This is a genomic window from Candidatus Manganitrophus noduliformans (assembly GCF_012184425.1).
Taxonomy (GTDB): domain Bacteria; phylum Nitrospirota; class Nitrospiria; order SBBL01; family Manganitrophaceae; genus Manganitrophus; species Manganitrophus noduliformans.
Window position 1 is genome coordinate 116,357 of the sequence record NZ_VTOW01000003.1, and the last position, 25,278, is coordinate 141,634.

Sequence of the window (25,278 nt, forward strand, 5' to 3'; positions counted from 1 at the left end):
AAGGAGAAATCGCGTGAACGCAAAAGGATTTACCCTGCTGGAGTTGATGATCGCCACGGTGATCGCCATCGTCGTCAGCGCCGCCGGATATACCTTTTTTACAAACACTTTTAATTTTTCCGTCGTTCACAAAGGCAATATCGAGATGCAGCGGGAGATCCGCATCGCGATCGACCTGATAAGCCGTGAGATTCGAAACGCCGGGTTCGGGGTGCGGCATCCGCTGGCGAGCAACGAGATCCATCCGGGGGCGACCCTCAATCAGATCATTACCGCCGGCAACAACGCTGATCCGGACCCCTCGGGGGTCGCGAGCAAGCTTGATCGGATTTCGCTTTGGGGGGGATATCAGCCGGTTGGGACGCTGACCTGCGCTGTCCCTCCCTGTGCCAATCCCGTGGCGGCCGAAGGGGCGACACAGATCCTCGTGCAGCCGTCGGCCGGAACCAATCCAACCAGTCCGACGGTCGCGGGAGCGACGATCACGTTGGAAGGTTTTTACGTCGGGACCGTTACCGCAATCTCCGGGCCGAACGGAAATGGAGCGTATACGTTGACCCTCGATTCGGCTTTGAACAGAGACTACTCTCAGAATAATTCAGTCCTCCGGCTACAGCAGATTACCTACTACGTGGATGTGCCGGACGGCGAGACCGAACCGGTTTTGTTTAGGATCGACGACGGCGTCCTTCCGGGACAGAGGGTCGCTTCCGGAATCGAGGATCTGCAATTTGCCTATCTTCTGAACAATGGAACGGCGGTCAACGATCCGGGGGCGGTGGCGACGACGGTGATCCCCTCGATTCGCGCGATCCGGATCGGGATGCTGGCGCGGGCGCAGAATCCCAATCCGAAGGTCAATTCCATATCAACCCGGCCGGCCTTGGAGGATCACGCGGCGGGGGCGGCGGCCGATCGGTTTCACCGAAGATTAACCCAGAAAGTTACAGAGGTGAGGAACCTTGGATTCTAAACTGTTTTCGTTTCGGAAAAATGAAGAAGGGGCCGCGTTGATCACGATGGTGCTGATGATTCTCCTGGTGACCGCCCTTCTGATGATGGCGCTGAATATCAGCGGAATCGAGAGCAATCTTGCCTCCACCAATCGGCGGACGACCCAAGGGCTTCAGGCGGCCGAAGCGGGGATCCAGATCGCCAACCAAGTGATTGAGGACACATTGGAATTGAACGCCGTCCCGACCAATCCCCCGAACCCGTCGACGACGAGAAATTATCCAGCGACGATCGTGTTCGACTGCTCCAACAGCCCGACGATCGGGGATACGGGCCTCCACGATTTTGTGGAGGAGTTAAGGAGCGGCGGCGGCCTGTTGGCGAACGACAGCGCCTCGGGGGATACAACTTACGACTGTGCGGCCCCTCCGATCGCGCCGACCGCCGACCCCGCGGCCGGAGAGACGAGGGGTCCGGATCTTGTCGTCACGGCGCTCGGTCACACGATGCAGATCGATATCGACCTGGAGGGGACGGCGAATCTTCCGGGATCGGAGTTGGAGGAGTTTGGGATCGCTTACCACAAAAAGGTATCCGGAGCCGGATGCGGCTCCGGCACCCTCTACTACATCGATGTGGTCTCCGTCGGTCCGTTGAATACCCGATCGAATGTCGGGTCGGCTTATTACAAGTGTTGAGCATTTAAACCGGAGGAGGTTATGCAAAAGGTTGTTTTTTTCCTCACTGGGATGGTCTTCTACATCTGGGGCATTCTCGGAGGCGCCGGCCACACGCCGGCCTTTTCGATGGCGCCGCCGCCGGTTGTGCCGGTTTCAGAGGCCCGTGCAGGCCTGCCGTCGAATACCGTCCGGGGGAACATCGACGAAGTCGGTCGCGGATTTGTCATTATCGGTGGGAAGCGCTTTCAGGTTGCGGTGGATGTTCGGGTTACGAATGAAGAGGATGGGATTCTTGAAAAAGGTTTGAATGCGCTCAGGCAACAAATGAAGGTTGAATTAACCTTGACAGGTCAGACAGTCACTCGGATCAAGGTCTTCGGCCTTTTGACGAGATAGGAGGAAGGTCATGGAACCGAGAAAGTTGTTTTACGTTGCAATGTTTCTTTTTCTTCTTTTAGGAATAGGAAGAGAGACGTTGCGGGCGCAGACGATCGATGATTACAGCAGCATCCCCCCTTTCCTCGCTTCCTCGGTGACCCCCAACGTTCTCCTTCTCGTCGACAACTCCGGAAGCATGAACAATTGCGCCTACTCCGACAAGGTCGACACCGGCTCGGGAGAGGACGATTGTCTTGCTAGCAGCGGGAGCGGTCTTTCCGATCAATATCAATCCACAACGACCTACGGCGGCTACTTCGAATCGGATAAGTGTTATGCCTACGCCAGCAGCAAGTTCTCTCCGAGCGGCTCGAAGCCTTGCTCCGATGCCTGGGATGGGAATTTCCTAAATTGGGTGACGATGCGGCGGATCGACATCACCAAATGGGTCATGACCGGCGGGCAGTGTAATTCGGTTCGGAGCAGCGAGAACAGTTGCTCCACGATGCGCGGGCAGAGCTCATTTAATAGCGGCGCCTGCTGCCATGTTTTTTATAAACAATTTAATTTGACCGGCTTAGCTCCTTCGACCTACACCACAACCCGTTGTATCCGTGTAAACGGCGGAAATTTCACCATCCGGGACAACGGGGCAAGCTGCGGCAGCAACTCCAGCGATGATGATACAACATTCAATATCCGGGTCGACGCCGGCGTCAAGCAGACCGGGGTGATCCAGGAGGTCGGGAATCGGGCCCGATTCGGTCTGATGGTCTTCGACGATGATGGAACCGTCGAAAACGGCGGGGAGATCCGGAGCGACATCGGGGGCAATACAGTCTCGATGGTTAATGCCATCGAAGGAATGGTCGCCACTTCCTGGACGCCGCTTGCCGAGACGGTGTATGAAGCGTCCCGCTATTTCGCCCAGATTTCCCCCACGTCCGATTCCGGGGCGGCCAATTTTACGGTGCACGTCAACAACGATCCATACTGTTACGGCGATCTGAACCCCCCTTCCGGGGAGACGGGGTGCCGCAGCAGCACCCAGGGACGATGGGTTCCCTGCTGCCAGAGTTTCGTCATTGTCTTTACCGACGGCCAACCGACAAAAGACGAGAATATTCCCAGCGGGATCCAGGACTATGCCCATGCCGCATTGGGTCACTCCTCCAACCATCATGATGTCTGCTCCGCCTATTATGGAGGGAGCAGCAGCGATCCATGTAATTCGGACGGCTCTCATTACCTCGACGATGTCGCCTTCTGGGCGCACACGACCGATCTGCGCCCTGAGAGCGGCAACATCTCCGGCATCAATGCGACGCCGAACACCAACCGCCTCCCGGGGGTTCAGAGTTTGAACATTTATTCCTTTTTCGCCTTCGGCTCCGGTTCCAACTTATTGATGGATACCGCCAAAGCAGGCGGCTTTAAAGATAAGAATGGAAACGGGGTGCCTGACCTTACCTCGGAGTGGGATGAGGACGGCGACGGGGTCCCCGACACCTATTTCGAGTCGGCGGATGCCTTCGCCCTCCGGAGCAGTCTCATCGCGGCGATCACCAAGATCTTGCAGGAGAGCGCCTCCGGGACGTCGGTCTCCGTTCTGGCGACCTCCTCCGGCGGGGAGGGGGCGATCTATCAGGCCTATTTCTATCCCCGGGTCGGCATCGGAGCCAACGAGGTCTACTGGCACGGATATCTTCAAGGTATTTTCTTCGATTTCAAGGGACAACTCCGTGAGGACACCGTCGCCGACGGCCGTTTGGTTCTGACCGAGGACAAGATCATCGAGACCTACTTCGACACCGATCTTGCGGAGACCAGGGTGAAACGATATGCCGTAGATGCATCCGGAGACAGGACAGGAACGCCTGAAGACATCTCCCTGCGCGAACTGACCCCGATTTGGGAGGGGGGAAGCAATCTCGCCGACCGGGACCTGTCGACCAACCCCCGGGTCATTAAGACCTGGGTTGATGAAAACGGAGACGGGGTCGTTGATGACGCGGAGTTCATCGATTTTTCGACGGCGAATGAAACCGACCTTCGACCGTATCTGCGCGCGGCGAATTCGACCGAGGGGGCAGACATCATCAATTATATTCGGGGGGAAAAGATCTCCGGCTATCGGCCCCGTGAGATCGGCTCCGGCGCATCTGAGAAGACCTGGCGGTTGGGTGACATTATTTATTCCAGCCCGGTTTCGGTCAGCGCCCCTCAAGAACAGTTCGATACAAAGTACAAAGACAGCAGTTATACGCTTTTTTTCGAGAAATATAAGAATCGGCGGCACGTGATCTATGTTGGGGCCAACGACGGGATGCTCCATGCCTTCAACGGCGGTTTCTTCCACCCGGGAGACGATTCGGCCACCAATTCGGTCATCGAGCATGGCTGGTTTACGACCACGGATGCGGACGGGAACGGCGGAGAGTTATTGGGAGAGGAACTCTGGGGCTTTATCCCACAGGAACTCCTCCCGCATTTGAAGTGGTTGACGCAGACCGACTACAACAAGACCCGGCACGTCTACTTTGTCGACGGCAGTCCCCGCGTCGTCGACGCCCAGATTTTCACGGAGGAGAGCGCCTGTGCTACTAGCCTGACCGACTCGGGATGTATTCATCCGAAGGGATGGGGGACGGTTCTCATCGGGAGCTTGCGGATGGGAGGAGGAAGCATCAGCGTCGATCTGAACGGGAACGGGAACACCACCGATCCCGGAGAGGACCGGTTTCGTTCGGCCTACTTCGCCCTCGACATCACCAATCCGGAGACCCCGCCGAAGCTTCTCTGGGTATTTAAAGATTCCGATCTCGGTTTTACCACCAGCTGGCCGGCGGTGATGAGGTTGAACGGCTCCTCCGGCGCCGCCTGGTATGCGGTATTCGGCTCCGGTCCGACGACCTATAAGGGGGAGCGGCTGGCGGGTCTTCCCGCAACCGGAAATAAATTCGGTCAGAGTATTTCCGAATATGGCCAAATTTATGTGCTCGACCTCGAAACAGGGGCACTGCTGAACAAGCTTGCCACAGACAATACCGATCGCTATGCCTTTATGGGAGATCCGGTCGTCTATGATTTTCCCAAGAATTATTTCTCGGATATCGCCTACATCGGGAAGGGCTATGGATCGACCGGCGCCTGGAACGGAAAGGTCTATCGTCTGTTGACGAAAGGGAACGCCGATCCGACGACCTGGTCGTTGTCCATCCTGTTCAATCCGGCGAAGCCGGTCCTGGTGAAATCGTCGGCCACCCTGGACGGCGCCGGGAGGTTCTGGGTTTATTTCGGAACAGGTCGATTCTTCAGCAGCGGGCCGAGCAGCGACGCGGACGACCAGACCAACCAAGCGTTCTATGGGGTCAAAGAGTCGAGCGCGAACGGCTGCTGGAACAGGAGTCTCGGGAGCTGGAAAGCAAGCTGTCCGACGATCGCCGCCACCGACTTGGTCGATGTAACCGACGCTTCCGTATCGATCACGGGCGCCGTCTCCTGCAGCAGCTGCGGGGCGGCTACTCTGACGGCGCTGAGTAATCGGATCGACAGCACATCTAGCGAAAAAGCGGGATGGTTTTTGACCCTCACCGGCGGGGAGCGCGTTCTCCACGAACCGACGGTCCTTGGAGGAATTGTCGCCGCAACGTCCTATACGCCGGGTGTGGATGTTTGTCTGCCCCAGGGGACCAATGCCGTTTATGCGCTCCACTATGGAACCGGCGCCGCCTATCCGAGCGCCGACGTCAACGATTCGGACGGAGATGGGGATACCGCTGAGGTTTTGGGCTCCATCGGTCTTGAATCGGATGGGACGACCGTGCGGCGGAAAAAAGAGCTTGGGATCGGGGTCGCTTCTAAGGTGAACGTCGTGGTCGGTCGGGACCCGACAACCGGAAAGAGCACCCTTACCGGCTTTGTCCAGAGCAGCACCGGGGAGATCGTTCAGATCAAGGATATCCAAACGCCCAACAGCATCAGCACGGGAACCAGAATGTTGAGAGAGAAATCGGATTAGGGGGGGGTGGAATGAGAACACGGATTATTTCGCTGGTCGTTTTCCTGCTGGCGGTCTGGCTTCTCCGGGGCAAAGAAGATCCTCTGATCCAGGGAGGAAAGGGGACGGAGGAAAGAAGTTCCGCCGCCGCTTCCTTGCCGGGACAGACCAATCACCCCCCCTGGATGACGCGGGTGGAGATCTTCCCCCCTTCGCCCGACCTCCAGTCGGTCTTGAAGGTGGCGCTTCAAGCGGAAGACCCCGATCAGGATACGTTGACCTATCGGTACCGATGGTTTGTCAATCAGAAAGAGGTCGGAGACCAGCCGGTTCTCTCTTTGAAGGGGTTTCGGCAAGGGGATCTGGTTTCAGTGGAGGTGACCCCTTCCGACGGGAAGTCGGAGGGTCCTTCCCTTCCCGGTCCGACGGTGAAGATCGGAAATCATCCCCCCGCCGTGACCCGCATCGTGCTCCTTCCGACGGAGCCGAAAGTCGGGCAGACGATCCTGGCCGAGGTGGAGGGAAGAGACGAAGAGGGAGACTCGATTTTCTACGACTATCAATGGGAAATCAACGGAGTGCCGGTGGAAGGGGTTACCGGAAATCTGTTGGATGGAAAGTTGATTCAGAGCGCAGATCAGATCCGGGTCCTCGTGACCGCCTCGGATTCTTTCGACGCCGGCACCCCGACGGCCAGCCGGTCCATCGCCGTCATTAATCAGCCCCCTGAAATTATCTCGTCCCCTACGTCTGAAATTGGGGAGAACGAATACCGGTACCAGATCGTCGCCAGCGATCCTGATGGAGACGCCGTCGAGTACCACCTTGATGGAGGGCCTCCCGGAATGATGTTGGATGCGGCATCGGGGCTCTTGGTCTGGAAGGTGGAGGCGCTTCCACAGGAAATGGTGCCGGTCACCATTCAGGCCATCGACAAAAAAGGGGGGAAAAGCATCCAGCGATTTACACTCCATGCCAGATAAAGGATGCCACGGCTCTCTTTCTCATCCTTTCTGCTTCGTTTTCTTGTATTTTGAAAAGGGGATTGTTATAATGAGTTTGTTCTGAAGTGGTTTTACGTTTGGGAGAAATTATTTTTCGTTGAAAAAATCGCTTATCGGGAAAGTTAATTTACAAGAAGGAACCGATACCTCGGCCCTCTATGGAAGCTACGATCGCCACATCAAGATGATTGAGCAGGCCTTCAACGTTCGAATGACGGCGAGAGGGGAAGAGGTTACGATCGAAGGGGAGCCTGAACAGGTTCAACAGGTTGAGAAGGTCATCGCCGATCTCGCGAATCTCTCCAGAGACGGGTTCCGGGTGACGGCGGAAGATGTCAACTACGCCATCCAATCTTCCCAACAAAACGCCCCCGCTTCCGTCCGGGAAATTTATCAAGACGCCATTCCGGTTTTCGGGAAAAAGAAGCTCATCGCCCCGAAATCACCCTCCCAAAAAGAGTATATCGAAAGCATCCGAAAGCACGATATCGTGGTCGGGATCGGTCCGGCGGGGACGGGAAAGACGTATCTCGCTATGGCCATGGCCGTCTCCTCTTTCCTCAAGAAAGAGGTAAACCGGATCATCTTAGCCCGTCCGGCGGTCGAAGCGGGTGAAAAGCTCGGTTTTCTTCCGGGGGATCTGGTTGAAAAGGTCAATCCTTATCTGCGGCCCCTTTACGATGCCCTCTACGATATGATGGAGGTCGATCGCGCCACGCGCCTCCTGGAGCGGGGGGATATCGAAATTGCCCCGCTTGCCTTCATGCGCGGGCGGACCCTCAACGACTCATTTATCATCCTTGATGAGGCCCAGAACGCCACGTCGGAGCAGATGAAGATGTTTCTGACGCGTCTGGGGTTCCGGTCGAAAGCGGTCGTCACGGGAGATATTACACAGGTCGACCTCCCGGTCGAACGGACCTCCGGGCTGATCGAAATCCAGGGGATTTTAGAAGAGGTCTCCGCGATCAAGTTTGTTTATTTCAGCGAGCGCGATGTCATCCGGCACCGTCTGGTCCAGGAGATCGTGAAAGCGTACGAGCGGTATGAGGGAAAGGGGGGAAAATCAAAGAAAAAGTAGGATCCCTCCATGATCACGCCAAATGACCTCACTTTTCTTCTGAGGTCATTTTTATTTCTTGTTCTTGTTTCCATCAACAGGTAGAATCTGCCGACCCTTGTCGGCGGCTCCCTTATCGATTGACCCGATCTTCCGATCTTCTATTTAATTTATTATGCAAATTTCGATGCAAAACCGGCAGCGGACCTACCCTGTGAACCAGAAGAATCTCCTGAGGTGGGCCCGCCAAATTTTATCGCTGCAGAAGCTGGATCATGCGGAGATGGGAATTATTTTGGTGAATAATCGTCAAATCCGCGTTTATAATCGTGATTATAGAAAAAAAGATCAGCCGACCGATGTCCTCTCCTTTCCGATGCGGGAGGGTGTCGGAGGTGAGCTTCATCCTGATTTTCTCGGCGATGTGATGATCTCGTTGGAGCGGTCGGCGGAAGAAGCGATCTTGTATGGGAGATCCCGCCGCGAACAGTTGCTGATTCTCCTCATTCATGGAGTGCTCCATCTCCTCGGGTATGACCACGAACGATCTCCGAAGGAGGAGCGTCGAATGCAACGCCGAGAACGGCTTCTGTTCAAACGCATTTATCATCAGGGGTAGATGGTTTTTAATCAGATCCTCAAGAGAGCCGTTGTGGAAACCCAAGGAGCGGTCGGCGCCATCTTTCTTGATCGCGAGGGAGAGGAGATCGCCCATTACACAAGTCTTTCGGGAGATGAAATGAAATTGATGGGGGCGCATTACGGCATCGTCTGGCTTGAAATAGAGGCGATGGTATCTCGCCACCTTGCCGCTTCCGCGGCGGAAGCGATTTTTGCGGCAGAGAAGGGAATCTGCCTGATGCGGCCGGTGCAGAAAGAATATATGGTGCTCTTATTGGTGAATCCCTCGGAAGGGATCGGCCAGGCGAGGCGTTGGCTCCGTTGGGCGGCGGCTGAAATTCAAAAGGAAATTTAGGGGAGGCGAAGCGGCCTCTCCTGCGGGTTGGAAGGAGAATGATGGCGGAAGGGTTTTGGGGAAAACTTGGGAAGGGACTGGCGAAGACAAGGGAATACCTGTCGTCCGGATTGGAGGCGGTTTTTCTCGATCAGCCGAACATCAATCAGGAAACATTGGACAGGTTGGAGGAGCTCCTCATCGGTTCCGATTTAGGAATGGAGGTGACCGACCGGTTGATGATCGGGCTTCGGGCCTCGGTGGAGCGGAAGGAGATCTCCAATCTCGCCTCCCTCAAAAAAAAGCTGAAGTCGTATCTGGTCGTCATCCTGAACAAGGGGGTTCCGCAGGAACCGCCGAAGACGACGCCGGTCGTCTCCCTTTTCGTTGGGGTGAACGGGGTCGGCAAGACCACCACCATCGCCAAGCGGGCCGCTCAATTGAGGCGAGAGGGGAAAACGGTCCTCCTTGCGGCGGCCGACACCTTCAGGGCGGCGGCCGGAGAGCAGCTCGCCATCTGGGGAGACCGGGTCGGTGCCGAGGTCGTCCGGCATCAGGAGGGGGCGGATCCCGCAGCGGTCGCCTTCGATGCCGTGAGCGCCGCCCTTGCGCGGAAGATTGATGCGGTTTTGATCGATACCGCCGGCCGTCTCCAGACGAAGAGCAATTTGATGGAAGAGTTAAAGAAGATCAAGCGGGTCATCGCCAAGGCGATTCCCGATGCCCCCCATGAGAGAATCCTGGTGCTCGACGCCACCACCGGCCAGAACGCCCTCTCCCAGGCGCGGCTTTTTCATGAGACGATCGGGGTGACGGGGATTATCCTGACGAAGCTGGACGGGACGGCAAAGGGGGGAATCATCGTCCCGATCGTCGAAGCCCTTTCGGTTCCGGTTACTTACGTCGGCGTCGGCGAAGGGGTGGACGATTTGATCCCGTTCAACATCGAGTCATTTGCAGAGGGACTTTTTGAAAGCGGTAAGGAGTGAGGACCCGCACTGATTTAAGAGAAGAGTCCATTATCAAATGTAATGACCCTGTTTTTTCCCTGCAGCTTCGCCTGGTAGAGGGCGCGGTCGGCATTTCGGATCAGCTCTTCGAACGTTTCGGCATCATCCGGGAAAGTGGCAAGACCGACGCTGACGGTCAGTCGGGCCAAATCGGAGTATTTTTTTTGTAGCGTCTCGTTCCGCTCGATTTCCCTGCACAGCCTCTCTGCAATGATCCGCGCATCTTCCTTATTCGTCTGGGGAAGGATGATGGTGAATTCCTCCCCTCCGTAGCGCGCGGCGACGTCGATCGCCCGGATGTAGTTTCGAAGGGCCTGTCCGAGCAAAACCAGAATCTCGTCTCCTCCCAAATGGCCGAAGGTATCGTTGAAGCCTTTGAAATTATCGATATCGACGATAATGAGGGAGACGGGGATCCGGTGGCGCCGGGATCGCTCGATCTCCTCCGTCAAGCGTTCCTGAAAGTAGCGGCGGTTCAGAAGGCCGGTCAGGGCGTCGGTGATCGAGATCCGTTTCAGCTCTTCCGTTTTCTCGTACAATTCGGACCGCTCGATGGCAATCGAGATGTAGCTACCGATCGCCTGCAACAATTGGAGGTCTTCCTCAGAGAAGACCTCTCCGGTGATTTTATCCGCCAGATTGATGACGCCGAGGGTTCGGTTTCTCAATTTGAGCGGAACACTGACGAAGGAAGGGGTGCGATATCGCGGCTTGGCCCCCTGTTGTACGCGAGGATCGTGGTTGAGATCTTGAACCAGAAGCGGGACGCCGGTTTCATAGACCGATCCCGCAATGCCTTCCCCCGGCTTCGAGTTGAACATTTCATAAACGGGCCGATTGATCCCCTTCATCGCTTTCACGGAGAGCTCATTTTTGAACTCGTCCAGGACCATCAACGATCCTTGCTCCGCCTGCAGGAGCTGAAGGGTCTGCTCCAAGATATTATGATGAAGGTGATGAAGGTAAAGGGGCGAATCGATCATGAGGGTGAGGTTCGAGAGGGCGATCATGATTTTCCGTTGCTCCGCCAATTGATTTTGAAGCTCGATATTTTCAACGGCAGACCCCGCCTGGCTGCAGAACGAAGAGATCATCGCGGTCTCTTCCGACGTGAGGATGGTGTCGAATATCGCCAGGGTTGACGTTGCGTTCCGGCCTTGGTAAAGGGGGAAGAGATAGCAGGAGGTCACGTCTTGCGGAAGTTTCGACTTCAACAGGTCAAATGTCACGTCGTTGAAGACGAACGGATCGCCCCCGCTTCTTTTCTGAAAGAGAATGTCCAGGGACGCCTCCAATTGGTTAAACCGCTCCTTCTTCTCCCCGAAGACGGCGACGCCGCGGTAAGCTCCTTGTTTTTTGGTTTGATGGAAGATGCAGGCGCTTTTCAAGTTGAAGAGGATGCCGAGCGTATTCAGAAGCGTGCTGTGAAGGATTGAAATATTGCTGACGCTTTTGAATTGATTTCCCACATTGAGAAGGGTCGTCAGGTGGGCCGCCTTTCCCTGGTATTGACCGCGACGGTAGATGTTCTCCAACAGGGCGGTGGCGACGACTTGGAGATAGGAGGCGACCTGTTGAAGCCCTTCTTGCGCGCCGGGGCAGGAGAGATCGACGTCGACAGGCAGCTTCTCGGATGAAATGCCCCACTCGGATGCATTTTGTTTGAAATGGGCATATTCATCGGGATGTTGATACACTTTCCCGCCGATCATGGCATAACTCATCTCGTTCGAGAGCCGGATCGGAATGACAAAATAGTTCAGGTTGGCCTGGCATTTGGAAAAAGAGATCTGCTGTGTCTGAATCGCAAGATCAACCTGTTGCGCAAACGCATTCTGACAAAGGGTCTCCCGCTCGGTCTGATGAACCAGGTGACAAAGAAGGTGTTCACGCGTGATCGCTGTACATGGCCGGTGTTTCGAGGGATCGTAGATAAAAAGGGTTAGGCCGGTTAAAGACGATAGAGAATGTTGTATTTCTTCCCACTTGTGCCTGTTTAAATCTAAGGTTCGTTGCATAAATAGATTGCCTGTCCACTGGATGAAGAAGCCATTTGAAAGCGACCAGATTCGCCTTTTTCATCTGCCCTTTATAGTCCGATACACTTTTCGAAGTCAAGCCAAAAGATAGTAAGATTTATCCAGGTGTGTTATCATGCCATCTTCGAGGGGTTTACATGAATCCATTCAAGCTTCATTCGAATTTTACACCGAAAGGGGACCAGCCGAACGCCATCCGTGCCCTTTCTGAAGGGGTCCGTCGGAGGGAGCCGCACCAGGTCCTCCTAGGTGTCACCGGCTCAGGAAAAACATATACACTCGCCAATGTAATCGAGCGGGTCCAGAAGCCGACGCTCGTGATTGCCCACAACAAGACCTTGGCCGCGCAGCTCTACCACGAGTTTAAAACCTTCTTTCCTGAAAACGCGGTCGAGTACTTTGTCAGCTATTACGATTACTACCAGCCTGAGGCGTATATCCCCCACACCGATACCTTCATCGAAAAGGACTCTTCCATCAATGATGCCATCGACCGGATGCGGCATTCCGCGACCCGATCCCTCCTGGAGCGGAACGATATCATTATCGTCGCATCGGTCTCGTGTATTTACGGCCTTGGATCGCCGGAGGCCTATCATGACATGTTGGTTTATCTGGAGGAAGGGAAGGAGATCGAGCGGGATCAGGTATTGAAGAAGCTGGTCGAAATCCAGTACGAGCGGAACGACTTTGATTTTTATCGAGGGACCTTCCGGGTGCGGGGAGATGTCATCGAAATCTTTCCGGCGTCATCGGAAGACCGCTGCATCCGCGTCGAATTTTTCGGCGATACGGTCGATGCGATTTATGAAGTCGATCCCCTCCGCGGAACGATCATTCAACGCCTCCCGAAAATCGCCGTCTATCCGGGGAGCCATTACGTGATCCCGCCCGATCGGCTCCATGTCGCGTTGCAAGGGATTGAGGAAGAGCTTCACGACCGGATCAAGTTTTTTCGGGACCGGCAGATGCTTCTGGAGGCGCAACGGATCGAGCAGAGAACCATCTTCGATTTGGAGATGATCCGGGAGATCGGATACTGCCAGGGGGTTGAGAATTACTCGCGCCACCTCTCGGGCCGCGCGCCGGGGCAGCCGCCGCCGACCCTGCTCGACTATTTTCCCGACGATTTTCTCCTGATCATCGACGAGAGCCATGCGACGGTTCCGCAGATCGGCGGGATGCAGGAGGGGGACCGGGCCCGCAAGACGAACCTGGTGGAGTATGGGTTCCGGCTTCCTTCAGCGTTCGACAACCGTCCGTTGAAGTTCCAGGAGTTCGAGCAATTCATGCGGACCGTCCTCTACGTCTCGGCGACGCCCGGTCCATATGAGCTTGAGCGGGCGAAGGGCCGGATCGTCGAGCAGGTGATCCGGCCGACCGGCCTGATGGATCCGGAGGTGGTCATCCGGCCGGCCAAAGGCCAGGTGGACGATCTGCTGGAGGAGATCCGAAAGCGGGTCGACCGGTCCGAGCGGGTTTTGGTTACGACACTGACCAAGCGGATGGCCGAAGATCTGACTGAGTATTATCAAGAGATCGGGATCAAAGTCCGCTACCTCCACGCCGACATCGAAACGATGGAGCGAATGGAGATCATCCGCGATCTCCGGCTGGGGAAGTTCGATGTCCTGGTCGGGATCAACCTTCTTCGCGAGGGGCTCGATCTTCCGGAGGTGTCGCTGGTGGCGATTTTGGATGCCGACAAAGAGGGCTATCTTCGCTCCCACCGCTCATTGATCCAGACGGCGGGGCGGGCGGCCAGGCATGTTTCGGGAGAGGTGATCCTTTATGCCGACACGATGACGAAGTCGATGCGGATGATGATCGATGAGACGAACCGGCGTCGTCAGATCCAGGCGGCGTACAACATGGAACATGGCATCACCCCCGAATCGATCCGAAAGGTGATTCCCGAAACCCTTCGCGAGGCGGTCGAGGCGGACTATTACACGGTTCCGATCGCCGCGGAGGAGGGGGAGATCTATATCCCGGAAGAGGAGCTGCCGCGGGTTCTGCAGAGCCTGGAGCGGGAGATGCGCGATGCGGCAAAACGCCTTGAGTATGAGAAAGCGGCGGAGATTCGCGATCGCATCAAGCGACTGAAGGAGGGGCAAGTCATCCGTTAAACGCCAATCTTATGCCTGTTTGTAAGTATAGATTCCCAGAATAATGCCGAGAAGACTGAGGAGATTGATTCGGAAGGTGAAGCCGAAGGTAAACGTCACCAAATGAAGATCAAAGGTAAACGGAGGGGTAATGCCGATATGGTACCCTTTGAGAAAAACATCTTTAAGAAAGCCGGAAGGAGAGAAGAGAAGTAGAATCTCTCCCATCACTCCACCTAACAGGCCTCCCGCCAAGATGAAGAAAATAAGCAACCAGGGTGTTCTTTTTAAAAGAGCCATCGCTGAGAAAACTATCTTTTTTTCGTTCCATTGTCAAGTCATTTCAAGGCCTCCTGAGAAAGGAGGGATTTTTCACTACGTCGTTGACATGCTTTTGATTAGAGGTTATCTTAAATTCTCATGAAGCTCCATCTTCTCGATCACCGACATTTGAACGTCTTGCTGGGACGCGAGCGAAAACAGAGAGCGCCCGATCGGGACGAGCCTGCCCTCGATCTGATGTTGAAGGAAATCCTGAAAAAAGCGAATCAATTCGTCCCGTCGGAGGCCGGCTCCATTCTGTTGGATGATCCGATCGGAAAGAAAGAGCGGGAAGAGCTGGTTTTTGTCGCCTGCTTCGGACCGGGCTCCTCAAAGCTTCCGGGCCTTCGGCTGTCGATCAACACCGGCATCGCCGGGGCGACCTATCTCTCCGGGAAGCCGTATTTAAGCAAGAACGTCAAGCGGGATAAGATGTTCTACGCCAAAATCGACAAGATCAGTCGATTCAGCACCCGTTCGATTATCTGTGCGCCGATCATCGTGGAAAATTCGATTTACGGCGTCATTGAATTAATCAATCGCAAAGGGAAGCCCAATTTTACCGAGGAAGAGTTGAAGCTCCTCGAGATCTTCGCCGGGTATACATCGACATTGATTCAAAACGTGTTGGACGCCCGCAAACATATCGAGCTGGCGAAGCGGGACGGATTGACGGGACTCTATAACGACCGCTATTTTCACACCCGCCTCGAACGGGAGGTCCGGCAGGTCCGAAGGGGCCAGCATGACCTGATCCTCCTTTTCTTGGACATGGACCACTTCAAAGGGGTCAATGATCAATTCGGTCATCTGACCGGAAGCCATATTCTTCAAGAGGTCGGCGACGTTCTCCGGAAAGTCGTTCCAGTCCGGGGGACGACGGTCGCCCGTTACGGCGGCGATGAATTTGTCATCATCTTCTCTCAAACCACGCTGGAGGAAGTGGTGCAGGTGGCCGATCGGATTCGGACCGCGATCAAGAAATTCCCCTTCTCCACCGTGCCGATCAATGAAAAGGCGAAAGCCGAGACCCTTCAGGGACGGCTGACCTGCAGCATCGGGCTGGCCTCTTTGAAGAAACATGTCGGCAACGGCACTTCGAACAGCAATATCCGCCATCTTTTGATCCGTAAGGCGGATGCCGCGATGTACGTTGCAAAAGACCAGGGAAAAGACCGCATCTGCGTGGCCCCCCCCGCCTGAACGGATTTCGATTCATCCATCTGCCCAACTTGCTTCACCCGCTTCGGATTCCCTATAATAAAAGAAACATAAATCCGAGTGTGGTGATGAAGAAAATAGCGGTTATTCTGGGGGGGATTGTTCTGGTTTTGATCCTCATCCTCCTGTTGGCTCCGTTTTTGGTCGACCTCTCTTTTGTTAAATCGCGTTATTTGCCCCAGGTTGAAGCGGCATTGGGACGGTCGGTCGACGTCGGGAGCGTTCGCCTCTCGCTCTGGCCGCTTGGCGTTCAATTGAAAAATGTCGTTGTCCGGGATGATCCTCAATTCTCTCCCGAAGATTTTTTCCGGTCCGATTCAGTCGTTGTGAGCTTCCGGCTTCTTCCGCTCTTGCAGAAAAGGGTGGAAGTGGAGGAGCTTCTCATTCAAAGCCCGGCGCTCCAACTGATCCAGGATGCGAGCGGAAAATGGAACACATCGACCCTCGGCGGCGGCGGGAAATCCCCGCCGGGGGGGGCAACATCCCCGCAGGAGCAACGTCCGATCGGAATTCTTGCGGACGAAGTGATCGTCAAAAACGGGCGGATCGCCTACGTTCGCCGTGTGAAAGGAGGGCCGCCGTTGTCGACGGCCGCGGAAGATTTCGATCTCAACCTATCCAACCTTCAGTTGGGTGAGATCGCTTCGATCGATCTGGAGACACGGATCGAGCCGCAGGGGAAGCAGACAAGTTTGAAAGGACGGGTCGGACCGCTGACCACAGCGCTCAAACCGGAAACGATCGATCTTTCGGGAACCGTCGGGCGGAGCGATCTTCACCTCCAGGGGGGATACCAAAAAGGGCGCCTTCTCTTGACGGCGAATGCGAAGCAGGTCGATCTCGATGAGATCATGCTTCTTCTGCCGCAAGGGGGGTCTCCTCCACAGAAGACCTCACCTCCTCCGGGACCCCCTCCTTCCTCTCCGGGAGCGGCTCCGATGGAGGTTGATTTTAATCTGGAGGAGGTCCTGGTAAAAGGAATGACCATTTCGGATCTTTCCGGCCGGGCAAAGGTGAATCGAAGATGGGGCGCCCTGGAAGATCTCAGCGGCGATATTTGGGGCGGTCATTTTACAGGAAGCGGCCGGGTGGGCCTATCGAGCGGCGCTTTTCCATTCATGACCGATTTCGCCCTGGAGAATGCTTCTCTCGGGTCGGTCATAAGGCAGTTTGTCCCGATTGACCCGGAGATTTTCAGCGGGGAGGCGTCGGTCGGACTGACGCTGCAGGGGAGCGGGGGGAGTTGGGGAGCGCTTTCAAAGACGTTGACGGGGAAGGGAGAATGGGAAGTGGGAGAAGGGGAGATTAAGAATGTGAACCTCTTGAGAGAGTCTCTCGCCACGCTTCAGATCCTCGATCAGGTTCAACTCCCGTTGGAGCCGAACACCCGATTTTCTTCCGCAAAGGGGGGGCTTCAGGTCGAGGCCGGCCGCATCGGGCTGAGCCGTCTTTCCATGGACAACCCTCTTTTTGATCTTTTGGGAGAAGGGGAGGTCGGATTGGACGGCCTTTATCATCTTCTCGGCGAGATGAGACTGGCCGAGTCGGTCACACAGAAAATTCGAAGCACGCCGGTCGGGTCGCTCCTCCCGATGGAGAGAGGGAGATTGGAGATCCCGATCGAAATTGCGGGGACCCCCCAAGGGGCCCGCCTCGCCTTGCGTGAAGAGGCGCTGAAAGAGACGGCGGCGAAGCAGCTTCGGGAAAGATTGACAGAGAGGCTGGAGAAAGAGGGATTGGGAGGGCTACTGCAGAGATAGCTCCTCCCCCTGAACTCATCGGAACGACATCGGTTTGTAGATCATTCAAGAGGAGGCGGTTCGGGCCGCATTGCCGCTGCTAAGGAGGGCCGCCTGCTCGAAGCGCCTTTATCGAACGGTCAGGGCAGATCTCTCTCCTTGACCGTTTTTCTTTTGTCCGCTCTGGCGCGTTCAATCGCTTCCATCGCGAGTTTTTCGACACGCTGACTGAGCGCCTGGAGAAATTCAGCGGAGGTGTTGAATTCGGATTTCTCTCGAATGAATTTCTTAATTTTCGAACTTACTACCAAGATATCGGCCATTCATTTCCTCCTTCAGCTCTACGTTTACCCTATTGGAATACGAGAAAAGAACTCTACGAAGTTCGCGATCTGTGATCGGGGATTCATTCTGCATCCAGTTAAAAATGTAGCATGAAAGAAGGAAGCCGCGCAACCAGAATTATTGAACGACTCCTCTCGTGTGAGATAAAAATGTCCGGCGCATCGGGCCTCGTCGAAGTCAATCGGTCCTTGCATTTTAGGAGACGGCAGGGTAATATATCAACGATATGCCTACTGAATTTCGATCGTTGCCGATTCCTCCTCCTGTTCTTGAGGGAATTGAGTCTCTCGGTTTTAAAGAATGTACTCCGATCCAGGAGGGGACTCTTCCCATCACCCTTGCCGGTAAGGATGTCGCGGGTCAGGCCCAGACCGGGACCGGAAAGACCGCCGCCTTTCTGATCGCCCTTTTTTCACGTCTTCTCAAAACCGAGCCTTCCCCTTCCTCCAAGCTCTCTTCTCCGCGGGCGATCGTCATCGCCCCGACGCGGGAACTGGTGATTCAAATCGCCAGAGAAGCAACCCTGCTCGGACAAAAGACCCCTTTTAACATCCAGGCCGTCTACGGCGGAATCGATTATCAGAAGCAGCGATCGATGCTGGCGGAGGGGGTCGATCTTCTCATCGGAACGCCGGGACGACTGATCGATTATTATAAGCAAAAGGTCTACGACCTCCGCCGGGTGGAGGTCCTCGTGATCGATGAGGCCGACCGGATGTTCGATATGGGATTTATCGCCGACCTTCGTTTCATGATGCGGCGTCTCCCTCCTTATCATAAGCGGCAGTCGATGCTCTTTTCCGCCACCCTCACGCAGCGCGTGATGGAGCTGGCTTATGAGCATATGAATAATCCGATCAAGATCGAAGTCTCTCCCGAGCAGATCACCGCAGAGAAGGTGGAACAGATCCTGTTCCATGTGGAGCGGACAAAGAAGATCCCTCTCCTGCTCGGCTTGCTCAAGAGAGAAAGCTGGGAGCGGGTGTTGATTTTCGTCAATACCAAAAACCAGGGGGAGGTGTTGGCGAATCGGCTGACCGAGCAAGGGTATCCGGCCCGTGCGATCACCGGCGACTTGCCGCAAAAACAGCGGATGAAGGCGTTGGAGCAATTCAAGGAGAGGAAGGTGCCGATCCTGGTCGCCACCGATGTCGCCTCGCGGGGGCTGCATATCGAGGGGGTCAGCCTCGTCGTGAATTACGATCTTCCCCAGGACCGGGAGGCGTATGTCCACCGGATCGGCCGGACCGCCCGCGCGGGCGCGGCGGGAAAGGCGTTGAGCCTGGCCGATGAGGAGTATGTCATGGCCCTGGAGGAAATCGAGGAGTACATCGGACAGAAGATTCCGGTCGAATGGCCGGAAGACGACCTCTTCGTTCAGCCCAAATCGATCCCTCATTCCGAGCGGATACAAAGAACGCGGCCGGCCCATCCCCCTTCGCGCCCGACCAAGGGACGGCCTTCCTCTTCAAGGCCGAGAAGAAGCCGGTGATCGGCCCCCTTCCATCGGCTTTTTCCATTCTAATCTTCCATAAATTATGCAATACGGTCCCGGCTTCTTTTTAAATCTGTGGCACCTCCTCGGGCTTTCCTTCTGGCATTTCGTCTTCAAGTGGATCAATCACGTCGAGGTCTTCGGCGAAGAAAATATCCCAAAACGGGGAGAGGAGGGGGTGATGCTTTTGTACAACCACATCTCGGCGATCGATCCCTTTCTGGTGGGGGCCACCAGCATGCCTTTTTTCTCCCCCGTCTGGTGGCGCGCCCCGGGGAAGGAAGAGCTGTTCGGCATTCCGATCGTTCGGACGATTCTTTCCTCCTGGGGGGCTTTTCCGGTCCGGCGGGGAAAACGCGATCTGGCGGCAATGCAAAAAATGGCGGAAATGCTGTCGCATTCGGTCGTGGTGATCGCGCCGGAGGGGAGGCGTTCTTCCGACGGCGCGCTCCAGCCGGGGCGGGCCGGTGTCGGAAAGATCCTTTACGACGCGCGCCCGCGAAAGGTGATTCCGGTCCGGGTGCGGGGGGTCGATCAGATTTTACCGGTCGGGAAGATCCTTCCCCGAATCGGAAAGAAGACGACCATCACCTATGGATCTCCGATCAACCTTTCAATTTATTATTCCCTCCCCGATACGGTCGAAACTTCCCAGCGAATTGTTGATACAATAATGGAAGAGATCGCGAAGTTATAGCGCGTTCACGTCCGGTGAGATCAACATGAAACGGGTAAGGCTTCGATCGGTTGTTTTTCTTTGTCTCTTCATTATCCCCATCTCCGTAGGAGCCTATCTCTTCTCCTACTGGCCGGAGGTGGAGCGGCTGGCCAAAACCAATCCGAAAACGACGGCCTTGATCGAAGCGCGGAGGGCGAAGGGAAAAAAAGAGGCGTCGATCTCGCTCGCCGCGCGCTGGCGGCCCCTTGGCCAGATCTCGCCCCACCTTCAGCGCGCCGTCGTCCTTGCGGAGGATGCGCGTTTTTACCAACATCAGGGATTCGATTGGGAGGCGATCGTGGAGGCGGCCGAACGGGACTGGGCGGCGAAATCGTTCGAATACGGCGGGAGCACGATCAGCCAGCAGCTGGTCAAGAACCTCTATCTCTCTTCGGAGAAGAGCCCGATTCGAAAGATAAAGGAAGCGTTGATCACCTCGGTGATGGAGGCGAAGTTGAAAAAGCGGCGCATTCTGGAGGTTTACCTCAATGTGGTGGAGTGGGGAGAGGGGATTTATGGCGCGGAGGCGGCCGCCGACCATTATTTTTCCAAGCCTGCGGCGGAGTTGGCCCCTCAAGAGGCGGCTTTTCTGGCGGCGATTCTTCCAGCCCCCCGTTATTACCAGAATCGCCGGTCGACCCCTTATCTACGAAAGCGGATCGATTCCATTCTTCAGGCAATGCAAAAACGCTATCCGGAGACCCGGATGGCGATGGAAAAGGAAATTCCAAAAGAAAGGACGATAGAAAACTCAGAGGGACCGGAAGGGGTGGAGAGAGCGACTACCCCTCAAACTCCTTAGCCATTTCGATATGCGAGAGGATCACGAAATGGTTCTCTTCCGAGATCTCTTCGGAAAACTCGATCCCACCGGTCTGAAGGTGGCCGAAATTTTTGGCCCACCGAATGATCCCGTTCACCGATTCCGAGTGGACAGCCCCCTGCTCGTCATTGAAGTAAAACGTCAATGAGACTTCGCTTTTCGGGGCAAGCGGGGTGAGGCAGCAGACGCCGACCCCTTTGTAGCTGAAATTGACCGCGACGCCATGGACACGGAAATCGTTCGATTCGATCTTCGCTTCGACAAAAATACTATATCTTCTTAGCTTCCGCTGTTTCATCTTCTCCTCTTCTTGGAAGTCAACCGACCTCTTTTTCTAAGAGAACGATCTCTTCTCCATCGGGGCCTTGAATCATCGCAGCCCGCTCCCCCGGGACCGGCTCATAGGGGGGTTTGATCACCGGCACGTTTGCTTCCATGAGGCGCCGGACCGCCTCCTCTAAATCGTTTACCCGAAAACCGATCGAGATCGGACCGACTGAATTGGGACTCCACGGTTTGATCAGCGCTTGTTCCGGCTTGCCGCTGTAAAGCTCGATCCGTCCTGTTCCGGAATCAAACCAAATAATTTTTCTCCCTTTGGGGGTTTTCTCTTCTTTGATCCGGACCAAACCGAGGGTCTCGCCGTAGAAGGCGGCGGAGCGTTCCAGGTCGGCCGTTTGGATAGCGATGTGGTGAATCTGGAAGTATGAATCGTTTCTCATCCGATCCTCATAAAGTGACCATCTTACTTCTGGAAGTATAACATGTCAATTCGTGATGCGCTTGATCGACAGGTTCATCACGGAATCGAGGGTGATCCGGCGGTTCAACCGACCGACGCACCGGTCCGTTGCAACGTCTCCGCTGTTGACACTTCGGGCGGCGAAGTGCTAACCTCAGATGGGTTTTATTAAGACCAAAGTGGGATAGGCCGCGGTCGGTGAGCGTTCTATCCGTAGTGGGGAGAGGCATGTTTTACCGAACACAAAGAAGCGTCGCTTTTTGGGCGATTTATTTCCTTTTCACCTTGATGTTCCTGGCCGCCTGCGGCGGGGGTGGAGGCGGCGGCGGAACCGGCGGAGGAGCGCCGGGAACCAATACAGGCGGACCTCCGGGATCCGCATCAGGGCGACTGGATGCCGGTTTCGGGGTGAACGGCAAAGTGGTGACTTCTCTGGGAAAGACGCGTAATGCGATATACGGTATGACGGTTCAGCCCGACGGGAAAACCATTATCGTCGGGGAAATGATAAACGCCACGCTCGATTTTTTTGTGTTGGCGCGGTTCAATGTGGATGGAACTTTCGATAACAGCTTTGGAAACGACGGTAAGGTGGTCATCCCTTTTGGGAGCCGTTTCGATTTTCTTCAGGCGATTATTCTTCAGCCGGACGGCAAAATCGTCGTGGCCGGAGGATATTTTAACGGAAACGATTACGACTTCGGTCTCCTTCGGTTTCAATCGAATGGCGATCCTGATCCATCTTTCGGTATAGAAGGGGGGGTGACGACCCCCATCGGGTTCAGCGATGAATCGATCCGCGCCATCGGTATCCAAACAGACGGGAAGATTGTTGTGGCGGGTTTTTCAAGGAATGGGAGCAATAACGACTTCGCCGTCGTGCGTTATCTGACCGACGGCCACCTTGATTTGCAGTTTGGAACGGCGGGGAAGGTAGTGACTTCGTTCGGTAGCGGAGATGATTCAATCCTTGCGCTGGCGATTCAGGCCGACGGGAAGATTGTGACCGGAGGGTCGGTTGATACCGGAAGCACCGGCAGCAACTTGGATTTTGGGATGGCCCGATACAACGCGAACGGGGATCTCGATCTGAGCTTTGGGTCCGGAGGCAAAGTGGTCACCGCCGTCGGTGTCAGCGATGATTTCATACGGGCCATTACGATCCAGCCTGATGGAAAAATCATTGCGGGTGGGGAATCGTATGACGGGTTGGGTTTTCCCAATTTTGCGCTGGCGCGCTTCGATTCGAACGGAAGCCTCGATCCTCTCTTCGGCTCGGGAGGTGGAAAGATCGTCACGCCGGTCGGCCAGGCGGGCGCTATTTTCTCTCTAGCGCTGCAACAAGATGGGAAAATCGTGGGAGCGGGATACGCTTCCGTCGGAAACAACGAAGACTTCGCCTTGGTCCGGTTCAACATGGATGGTTCTTTGGATGACCATTTCGGTGCGGGAGGGAAGGTAACCACCGCGATCTGGAGCGGTTCGGAATTTATCGAATCGGTTATTATTCAGACGGACGGAAAACTTGTGGCGGCTGGAAGGGTCTTCCAGGGCAAGAACGAGGATACAGGACTCCTGCGGTATAACCTCGACGGAAGCCTGGATCAAACTTTCGGCACGGAAGGAGGCATCCTGATCCATTTTGGTGAGGGAGACGATTTCCTTTTATCGGTCGCCGTTCAACCTGACGGCAAGGTCATTGCGGCCGGCTGGTCCTTTAACGGCCTCGATAACGATTTTGCCTTGGTCCGCTATCATTCAAACGGGAACCTTGATACCACCTTCGGAAATGAGGGGAAGGTGATCACCGATTTTGGTTTCGGGGGGGACGGAATCCGTGCGATGGTTATACAGCCTGATGGAAAAATCGTCGTGGGCGGCGAGACCTTTAATGGAATCAATGTTGATTTCGCATTGGCCCGATACCAGCCGAGCGGGCTCCTCGACCCTGAATTTGGAAATGGAGGAATGGTGACCGTTGGGATCGGCCCCGGCGACAACCGGATCTATGCGCTCGCCCTTGCGCCGGATGGAAAGATCGTGGCCGCCGGGTCTTTCTATAACGGGAGCAGCGACGACTTTGCCCTAGTCCGGCTGCAGACAAACGGGGCTCTTGATACAACATTCGGACAGCGAGGGGTGGTTCGGACCGGGATCGGCGGCGGGGATGACATCGCCCAAGCGGTCAAACTGCAATCCGACGGGAAAATCGTGGCGGCGGGAATGTCGGAAAGCGGGGGCGTTTTTCAAGCGGCCTTGGTCCGTTACGATTCAAATGGAGCGCGCGATTTGACCTTTGGCATCGTCGGTGTCGTGACCTCCGACTGGGGACCGGACGAAGATGTGATTGCTGCCATGGAGATGACCTCGGACGGGAAGATCCTTGTCGCAGGACAATCATTGAATGAGCGCGACGACGATTTCTTTCTGGCCCGGTATGAACAAAGTGGAGGGCTCGATCCGACCTTCGGAAACAACGGGACGGTTCGGACCGCCATCGGAACGGGAGGGGAGGCGGCCACCTCGTTAGTTCTTCAATCGGACGGCAAGATCATTGCGGCAGGGATCAGCTTCAACGGCGAGAACGATGACTTCGCCGTGGTCCGCTATCAACCCGACGGCGATCTTGACCCGACGTTTGGGGACGATGGAAAGATCACCACCCCGATCGGTCTTGGCGACGATTCGTGGGGGATGGCTCTTCAGCCGGACGGTAAGATTGTTGTTGCCGGCAACACTTTCCAGGAAACCAACGGTTTTGATTTTGCTTTGGTCCGCTACTTGCCGTAACCCGAGATTGCGGCCATCTTAGTGGAATCGTCTCCATCGGGAATTCCTTCATCAGAGCTTTTGAAGTGATCGCACATGAAAGACGTGTCGTCGTTCACGGCGCATCGATTCGTTATCTAGAAGCCGGACAAGGAGCGCCTATCCTCCTTCTTCCCTCCGCCGCCGGGCGTGCCGCCGAATACCGGGAGGTCCTTCCGCTTCTTTCAAAATCGTTTCATGTTTATGCCCTCGACTATCCCGGCTTCGGCCAATCCGATTCCCTCCCTTCCATTGAGGGGACCGAAGATCTCGCGAGGTTCATGATCGATTGGATGGATGCCGTCGGCCTTCAGCGCTGCCATCTGGTCGGATTTTCCCTCGGCGGATGGATGGGTCTGCTTTTGGCCCTCTCCCACCCGGAGCGATTCCAAACCCTCATCCTGATCGCCGCTTCCGGCGGACGTCTTCCGGGAGTTCCGATCGTCAGCCCGTCCGGGATGAATTTCAAAGAGATCCTCGATCGATTTTATCATCGTCCGGAAATTCGCGAAAAATTGGCCCGACATAAACCGACACCGGCGGAGAGAGAGGAGATCCTCCGTTCTTCTCGGGCCCTTGCCCGCCTGGTTGAACGAAAAAAAGTGGTCCCGGAGCTTCACAACCGGCTTCACGAGATCCGGATGCCGACCTTAATTATTAGTGCCGATCACGATCGGGCGATTCCGGCGATATACCAAGAACGTCTCCATTCGGGTATACTTGGATCAAAGCGCTCGGTTTTTAGGGAAACCGGCCATGCCGTTCCGGCGGAGCGGCCGATGGAACTGGCGGGTGAAATAGAGAAATTTATCGCGGAAATTTCCGAAAAATATTGATTTTAAAAGTCTGGAAGACAATGAGCCGTTCAGGCATCGCTG

22 protein-coding genes are annotated in these 25,278 nt (G+C 55.5%); 17 read left to right on the top strand and 5 right to left on the bottom strand.

What is annotated here, in order from left to right; translation table 11 throughout:
- Positions 1 to 13: 13 nt before the first annotated feature.
- The 9 genes from MNODULE_RS15150 to ftsY all read left to right on the top strand — a co-directional run bounded on the left by MNODULE_RS15150 (position 14) and on the right by ftsY (position 10,020).
- Positions 14 to 973 (top strand): PilW family protein, encoded by a 960-nt coding sequence (locus tag MNODULE_RS15150; protein WP_168061382.1) that lies wholly within the window; start codon positions 14 to 16, stop codon positions 971 to 973.
- Positions 963 to 1,652 (top strand): hypothetical protein, encoded by a 690-nt coding sequence (locus tag MNODULE_RS15155; protein WP_168061384.1) that lies wholly within the window; start codon positions 963 to 965, stop codon positions 1,650 to 1,652. Before MNODULE_RS15150 ends, MNODULE_RS15155 begins: the two co-directional genes overlap by 11 nt.
- 21 nt (positions 1,653 to 1,673) lie before the next feature.
- Entirely contained in the window at positions 1,674 to 2,030 is a 357-nt protein-coding gene (locus MNODULE_RS15160; RefSeq protein WP_168061386.1) for a hypothetical protein, read from the top strand.
- A gap of 10 nt (positions 2,031 to 2,040) precedes the next feature.
- Complete coding sequence (locus MNODULE_RS15165; RefSeq protein ID WP_168061388.1) at positions 2,041 to 6,033, top strand: pilus assembly protein; 3,993 nt, start codon at positions 2,041 to 2,043, stop codon at positions 6,031 to 6,033.
- Between the two features lie 11 nt (positions 6,034 to 6,044).
- The gene (locus MNODULE_RS15170; RefSeq protein WP_168061390.1) at positions 6,045 to 6,995 is read left to right on the top strand and encodes a putative Ig domain-containing protein; all 951 of its coding nucleotides are present in this window, start codon (positions 6,045 to 6,047) and stop codon (positions 6,993 to 6,995) included.
- A gap of 118 nt (positions 6,996 to 7,113) precedes the next feature.
- A complete protein-coding gene (locus tag MNODULE_RS15175) occupies positions 7,114 to 8,097 on the top strand; it encodes a PhoH family protein (RefSeq protein WP_238339589.1) in 984 nt (327 codons plus the stop codon).
- Positions 8,098 to 8,263: 166 nt separating this feature from the next.
- The gene (gene ybeY, locus MNODULE_RS15180; protein WP_168061392.1) at positions 8,264 to 8,695 is read left to right on the top strand and encodes an rRNA maturation RNase YbeY; all 432 of its coding nucleotides are present in this window, start codon (positions 8,264 to 8,266) and stop codon (positions 8,693 to 8,695) included.
- A gap of 33 nt (positions 8,696 to 8,728) precedes the next feature.
- Positions 8,729 to 9,052 (top strand): roadblock/LC7 domain-containing protein, encoded by a 324-nt coding sequence (locus tag MNODULE_RS15185; RefSeq protein ID WP_168061394.1) that lies wholly within the window; start codon positions 8,729 to 8,731, stop codon positions 9,050 to 9,052.
- Positions 9,053 to 9,090: 38 nt separating this feature from the next.
- Positions 9,091 to 10,020 carry a signal recognition particle-docking protein FtsY gene (ftsY, locus tag MNODULE_RS15190; RefSeq protein WP_238339590.1) on the top strand — a complete coding sequence of 310 codons (930 nt, stop codon included), beginning with the start codon at positions 9,091 to 9,093 and terminating at the stop codon, positions 10,018 to 10,020.
- Positions 10,021 to 10,034: 14 nt separating this feature from the next.
- On the opposite strand, the gene MNODULE_RS15195 is transcribed toward ftsY, so the two are convergent.
- On the bottom strand, positions 10,035 to 12,059 hold the full coding sequence (locus MNODULE_RS15195; RefSeq protein WP_168061396.1) for a diguanylate cyclase: 2,025 nt from the start codon (positions 12,057 to 12,059) through the stop codon (positions 10,035 to 10,037).
- A gap of 158 nt (positions 12,060 to 12,217) precedes the next feature.
- On the opposite strand from MNODULE_RS15195, the gene uvrB reads away from it, so the two are divergent.
- Positions 12,218 to 14,209 (top strand): excinuclease ABC subunit UvrB, encoded by a 1,992-nt coding sequence (uvrB, locus tag MNODULE_RS15200; RefSeq protein ID WP_168061398.1) that lies wholly within the window; start codon positions 12,218 to 12,220, stop codon positions 14,207 to 14,209.
- Between the two features lie 9 nt (positions 14,210 to 14,218).
- On the opposite strand, the gene MNODULE_RS15205 is transcribed toward uvrB, so the two are convergent.
- Positions 14,219 to 14,416 (bottom strand): DUF4321 domain-containing protein, encoded by a 198-nt coding sequence (locus MNODULE_RS15205; RefSeq protein WP_202882227.1) that lies wholly within the window; start codon positions 14,414 to 14,416, stop codon positions 14,219 to 14,221.
- A 192-nt stretch (positions 14,417 to 14,608) separates the two neighbouring features.
- Between MNODULE_RS15205 and MNODULE_RS15210 the strand changes: the two genes are divergently transcribed.
- Complete coding sequence (locus MNODULE_RS15210; protein ID WP_168061402.1) at positions 14,609 to 15,712, top strand: sensor domain-containing diguanylate cyclase; 1,104 nt, start codon at positions 14,609 to 14,611, stop codon at positions 15,710 to 15,712.
- 86 nt (positions 15,713 to 15,798) lie between these two features.
- Positions 15,799 to 17,490 carry an AsmA family protein gene (locus MNODULE_RS15215; protein WP_168061404.1) on the top strand — a complete coding sequence of 564 codons (1,692 nt, stop codon included), beginning with the start codon at positions 15,799 to 15,801 and terminating at the stop codon, positions 17,488 to 17,490.
- A 119-nt stretch (positions 17,491 to 17,609) separates the two neighbouring features.
- Here the strand turns inward: MNODULE_RS15215 and MNODULE_RS15220 are convergent, their stop codons facing one another.
- Positions 17,610 to 17,792, bottom strand: a complete 183-nt coding sequence (locus MNODULE_RS15220; RefSeq protein ID WP_168061406.1) for an NFYB/HAP3 family transcription factor subunit — start codon at positions 17,790 to 17,792, stop codon at positions 17,610 to 17,612.
- A 248-nt stretch (positions 17,793 to 18,040) separates the two neighbouring features.
- Between MNODULE_RS15220 and MNODULE_RS15225 the strand changes: the two genes are divergently transcribed.
- Genes MNODULE_RS15225 through mtgA form a run of 3 tightly spaced genes read left to right on the top strand, consistent with a single transcriptional unit; the run spans position 18,041 to position 20,829 of the window.
- Positions 18,041 to 19,306, top strand: coding sequence for a DEAD/DEAH box helicase (locus MNODULE_RS15225; protein ID WP_168061408.1), 1,266 nt, complete (start codon positions 18,041 to 18,043; stop codon positions 19,304 to 19,306).
- A 46-nt stretch (positions 19,307 to 19,352) separates the two neighbouring features.
- The gene (locus MNODULE_RS15230; protein ID WP_168061410.1) at positions 19,353 to 20,006 is read left to right on the top strand and encodes a lysophospholipid acyltransferase family protein; all 654 of its coding nucleotides are present in this window, start codon (positions 19,353 to 19,355) and stop codon (positions 20,004 to 20,006) included.
- A gap of 25 nt (positions 20,007 to 20,031) precedes the next feature.
- Positions 20,032 to 20,829 (top strand): monofunctional biosynthetic peptidoglycan transglycosylase, encoded by a 798-nt coding sequence (gene mtgA / locus MNODULE_RS15235; RefSeq protein ID WP_168061412.1) that lies wholly within the window; start codon positions 20,032 to 20,034, stop codon positions 20,827 to 20,829.
- Here the strand turns inward: mtgA and MNODULE_RS15240 are convergent.
- Entirely contained in the window at positions 20,810 to 21,148 is a 339-nt protein-coding gene (locus tag MNODULE_RS15240) for a PilZ domain-containing protein (RefSeq protein ID WP_168061414.1), read from the bottom strand. The two genes, mtgA and MNODULE_RS15240, sit on opposite strands and share 20 nt — an antisense overlap.
- A 19-nt stretch (positions 21,149 to 21,167) precedes the next feature.
- A complete protein-coding gene (locus MNODULE_RS15245) occupies positions 21,168 to 21,572 on the bottom strand; it encodes a VOC family protein (RefSeq protein WP_168061416.1) in 405 nt (134 codons plus the stop codon).
- Between the two features lie 248 nt (positions 21,573 to 21,820).
- Between MNODULE_RS15245 and MNODULE_RS15250 the strand changes: the two genes are divergently transcribed.
- Both MNODULE_RS15250 and MNODULE_RS15255 read left to right on the top strand, forming a co-directional pair.
- On the top strand, positions 21,821 to 24,382 hold the full coding sequence (locus MNODULE_RS15250) for a hypothetical protein (RefSeq protein WP_168061418.1): 2,562 nt from the start codon (positions 21,821 to 21,823) through the stop codon (positions 24,380 to 24,382).
- 65 nt (positions 24,383 to 24,447) lie between these two features.
- Positions 24,448 to 25,236, top strand: a complete 789-nt coding sequence (locus MNODULE_RS15255) for an alpha/beta fold hydrolase (protein ID WP_168061419.1) — start codon at positions 24,448 to 24,450, stop codon at positions 25,234 to 25,236.
- Positions 25,237 to 25,278 lie beyond the last annotated feature (42 nt).

Coding starts and splice junctions, on each gene's coding strand:
- MNODULE_RS15160 (WP_168061386.1), top strand. CDS start 1,674: ATGCAAAAGGTTGTTTTTTTCCTCACTGGGATGGTCTTCTACATCTGG.
- MNODULE_RS15165 (WP_168061388.1), top strand. CDS start 2,041: ATGGAACCGAGAAAGTTGTTTTACGTTGCAATGTTTCTTTTTCTTCTT.
- MNODULE_RS15170 (WP_168061390.1), top strand. CDS start 6,045: ATGAGAACACGGATTATTTCGCTGGTCGTTTTCCTGCTGGCGGTCTGG.
- ybeY (WP_168061392.1), top strand. CDS start 8,264: ATGCAAAACCGGCAGCGGACCTACCCTGTGAACCAGAAGAATCTCCTG.
- ftsY (WP_238339590.1), top strand. CDS start 9,091: ATGATGGCGGAAGGGTTTTGGGGAAAACTTGGGAAGGGACTGGCGAAG.
- MNODULE_RS15195 (WP_168061396.1), bottom strand. CDS start 12,059: ATGCAACGAACCTTAGATTTAAACAGGCACAAGTGGGAAGAAATACAA.
- uvrB (WP_168061398.1), top strand. CDS start 12,218: ATGAATCCATTCAAGCTTCATTCGAATTTTACACCGAAAGGGGACCAG.
- MNODULE_RS15205 (WP_202882227.1), bottom strand. CDS start 14,416: ATGGGAGAGATTCTACTTCTCTTCTCTCCTTCCGGCTTTCTTAAAGAT.
- MNODULE_RS15210 (WP_168061402.1), top strand. CDS start 14,609: ATGAAGCTCCATCTTCTCGATCACCGACATTTGAACGTCTTGCTGGGA.
- MNODULE_RS15215 (WP_168061404.1), top strand. CDS start 15,799: ATGAAGAAAATAGCGGTTATTCTGGGGGGGATTGTTCTGGTTTTGATC.
- MNODULE_RS15220 (WP_168061406.1), bottom strand. CDS start 17,792: ATGGCCGATATCTTGGTAGTAAGTTCGAAAATTAAGAAATTCATTCGA.
- MNODULE_RS15225 (WP_168061408.1), top strand. CDS start 18,041: ATGCCTACTGAATTTCGATCGTTGCCGATTCCTCCTCCTGTTCTTGAG.
- MNODULE_RS15230 (WP_168061410.1), top strand. CDS start 19,353: ATGCAATACGGTCCCGGCTTCTTTTTAAATCTGTGGCACCTCCTCGGG.
- mtgA (WP_168061412.1), top strand. CDS start 20,032: ATGAAACGGGTAAGGCTTCGATCGGTTGTTTTTCTTTGTCTCTTCATT.
- MNODULE_RS15240 (WP_168061414.1), bottom strand. CDS start 21,148: ATGAAACAGCGGAAGCTAAGAAGATATAGTATTTTTGTCGAAGCGAAG.
- MNODULE_RS15245 (WP_168061416.1), bottom strand. CDS start 21,572: ATGAGAAACGATTCATACTTCCAGATTCACCACATCGCTATCCAAACG.
- MNODULE_RS15250 (WP_168061418.1), top strand. CDS start 21,821: ATGTTTTACCGAACACAAAGAAGCGTCGCTTTTTGGGCGATTTATTTC.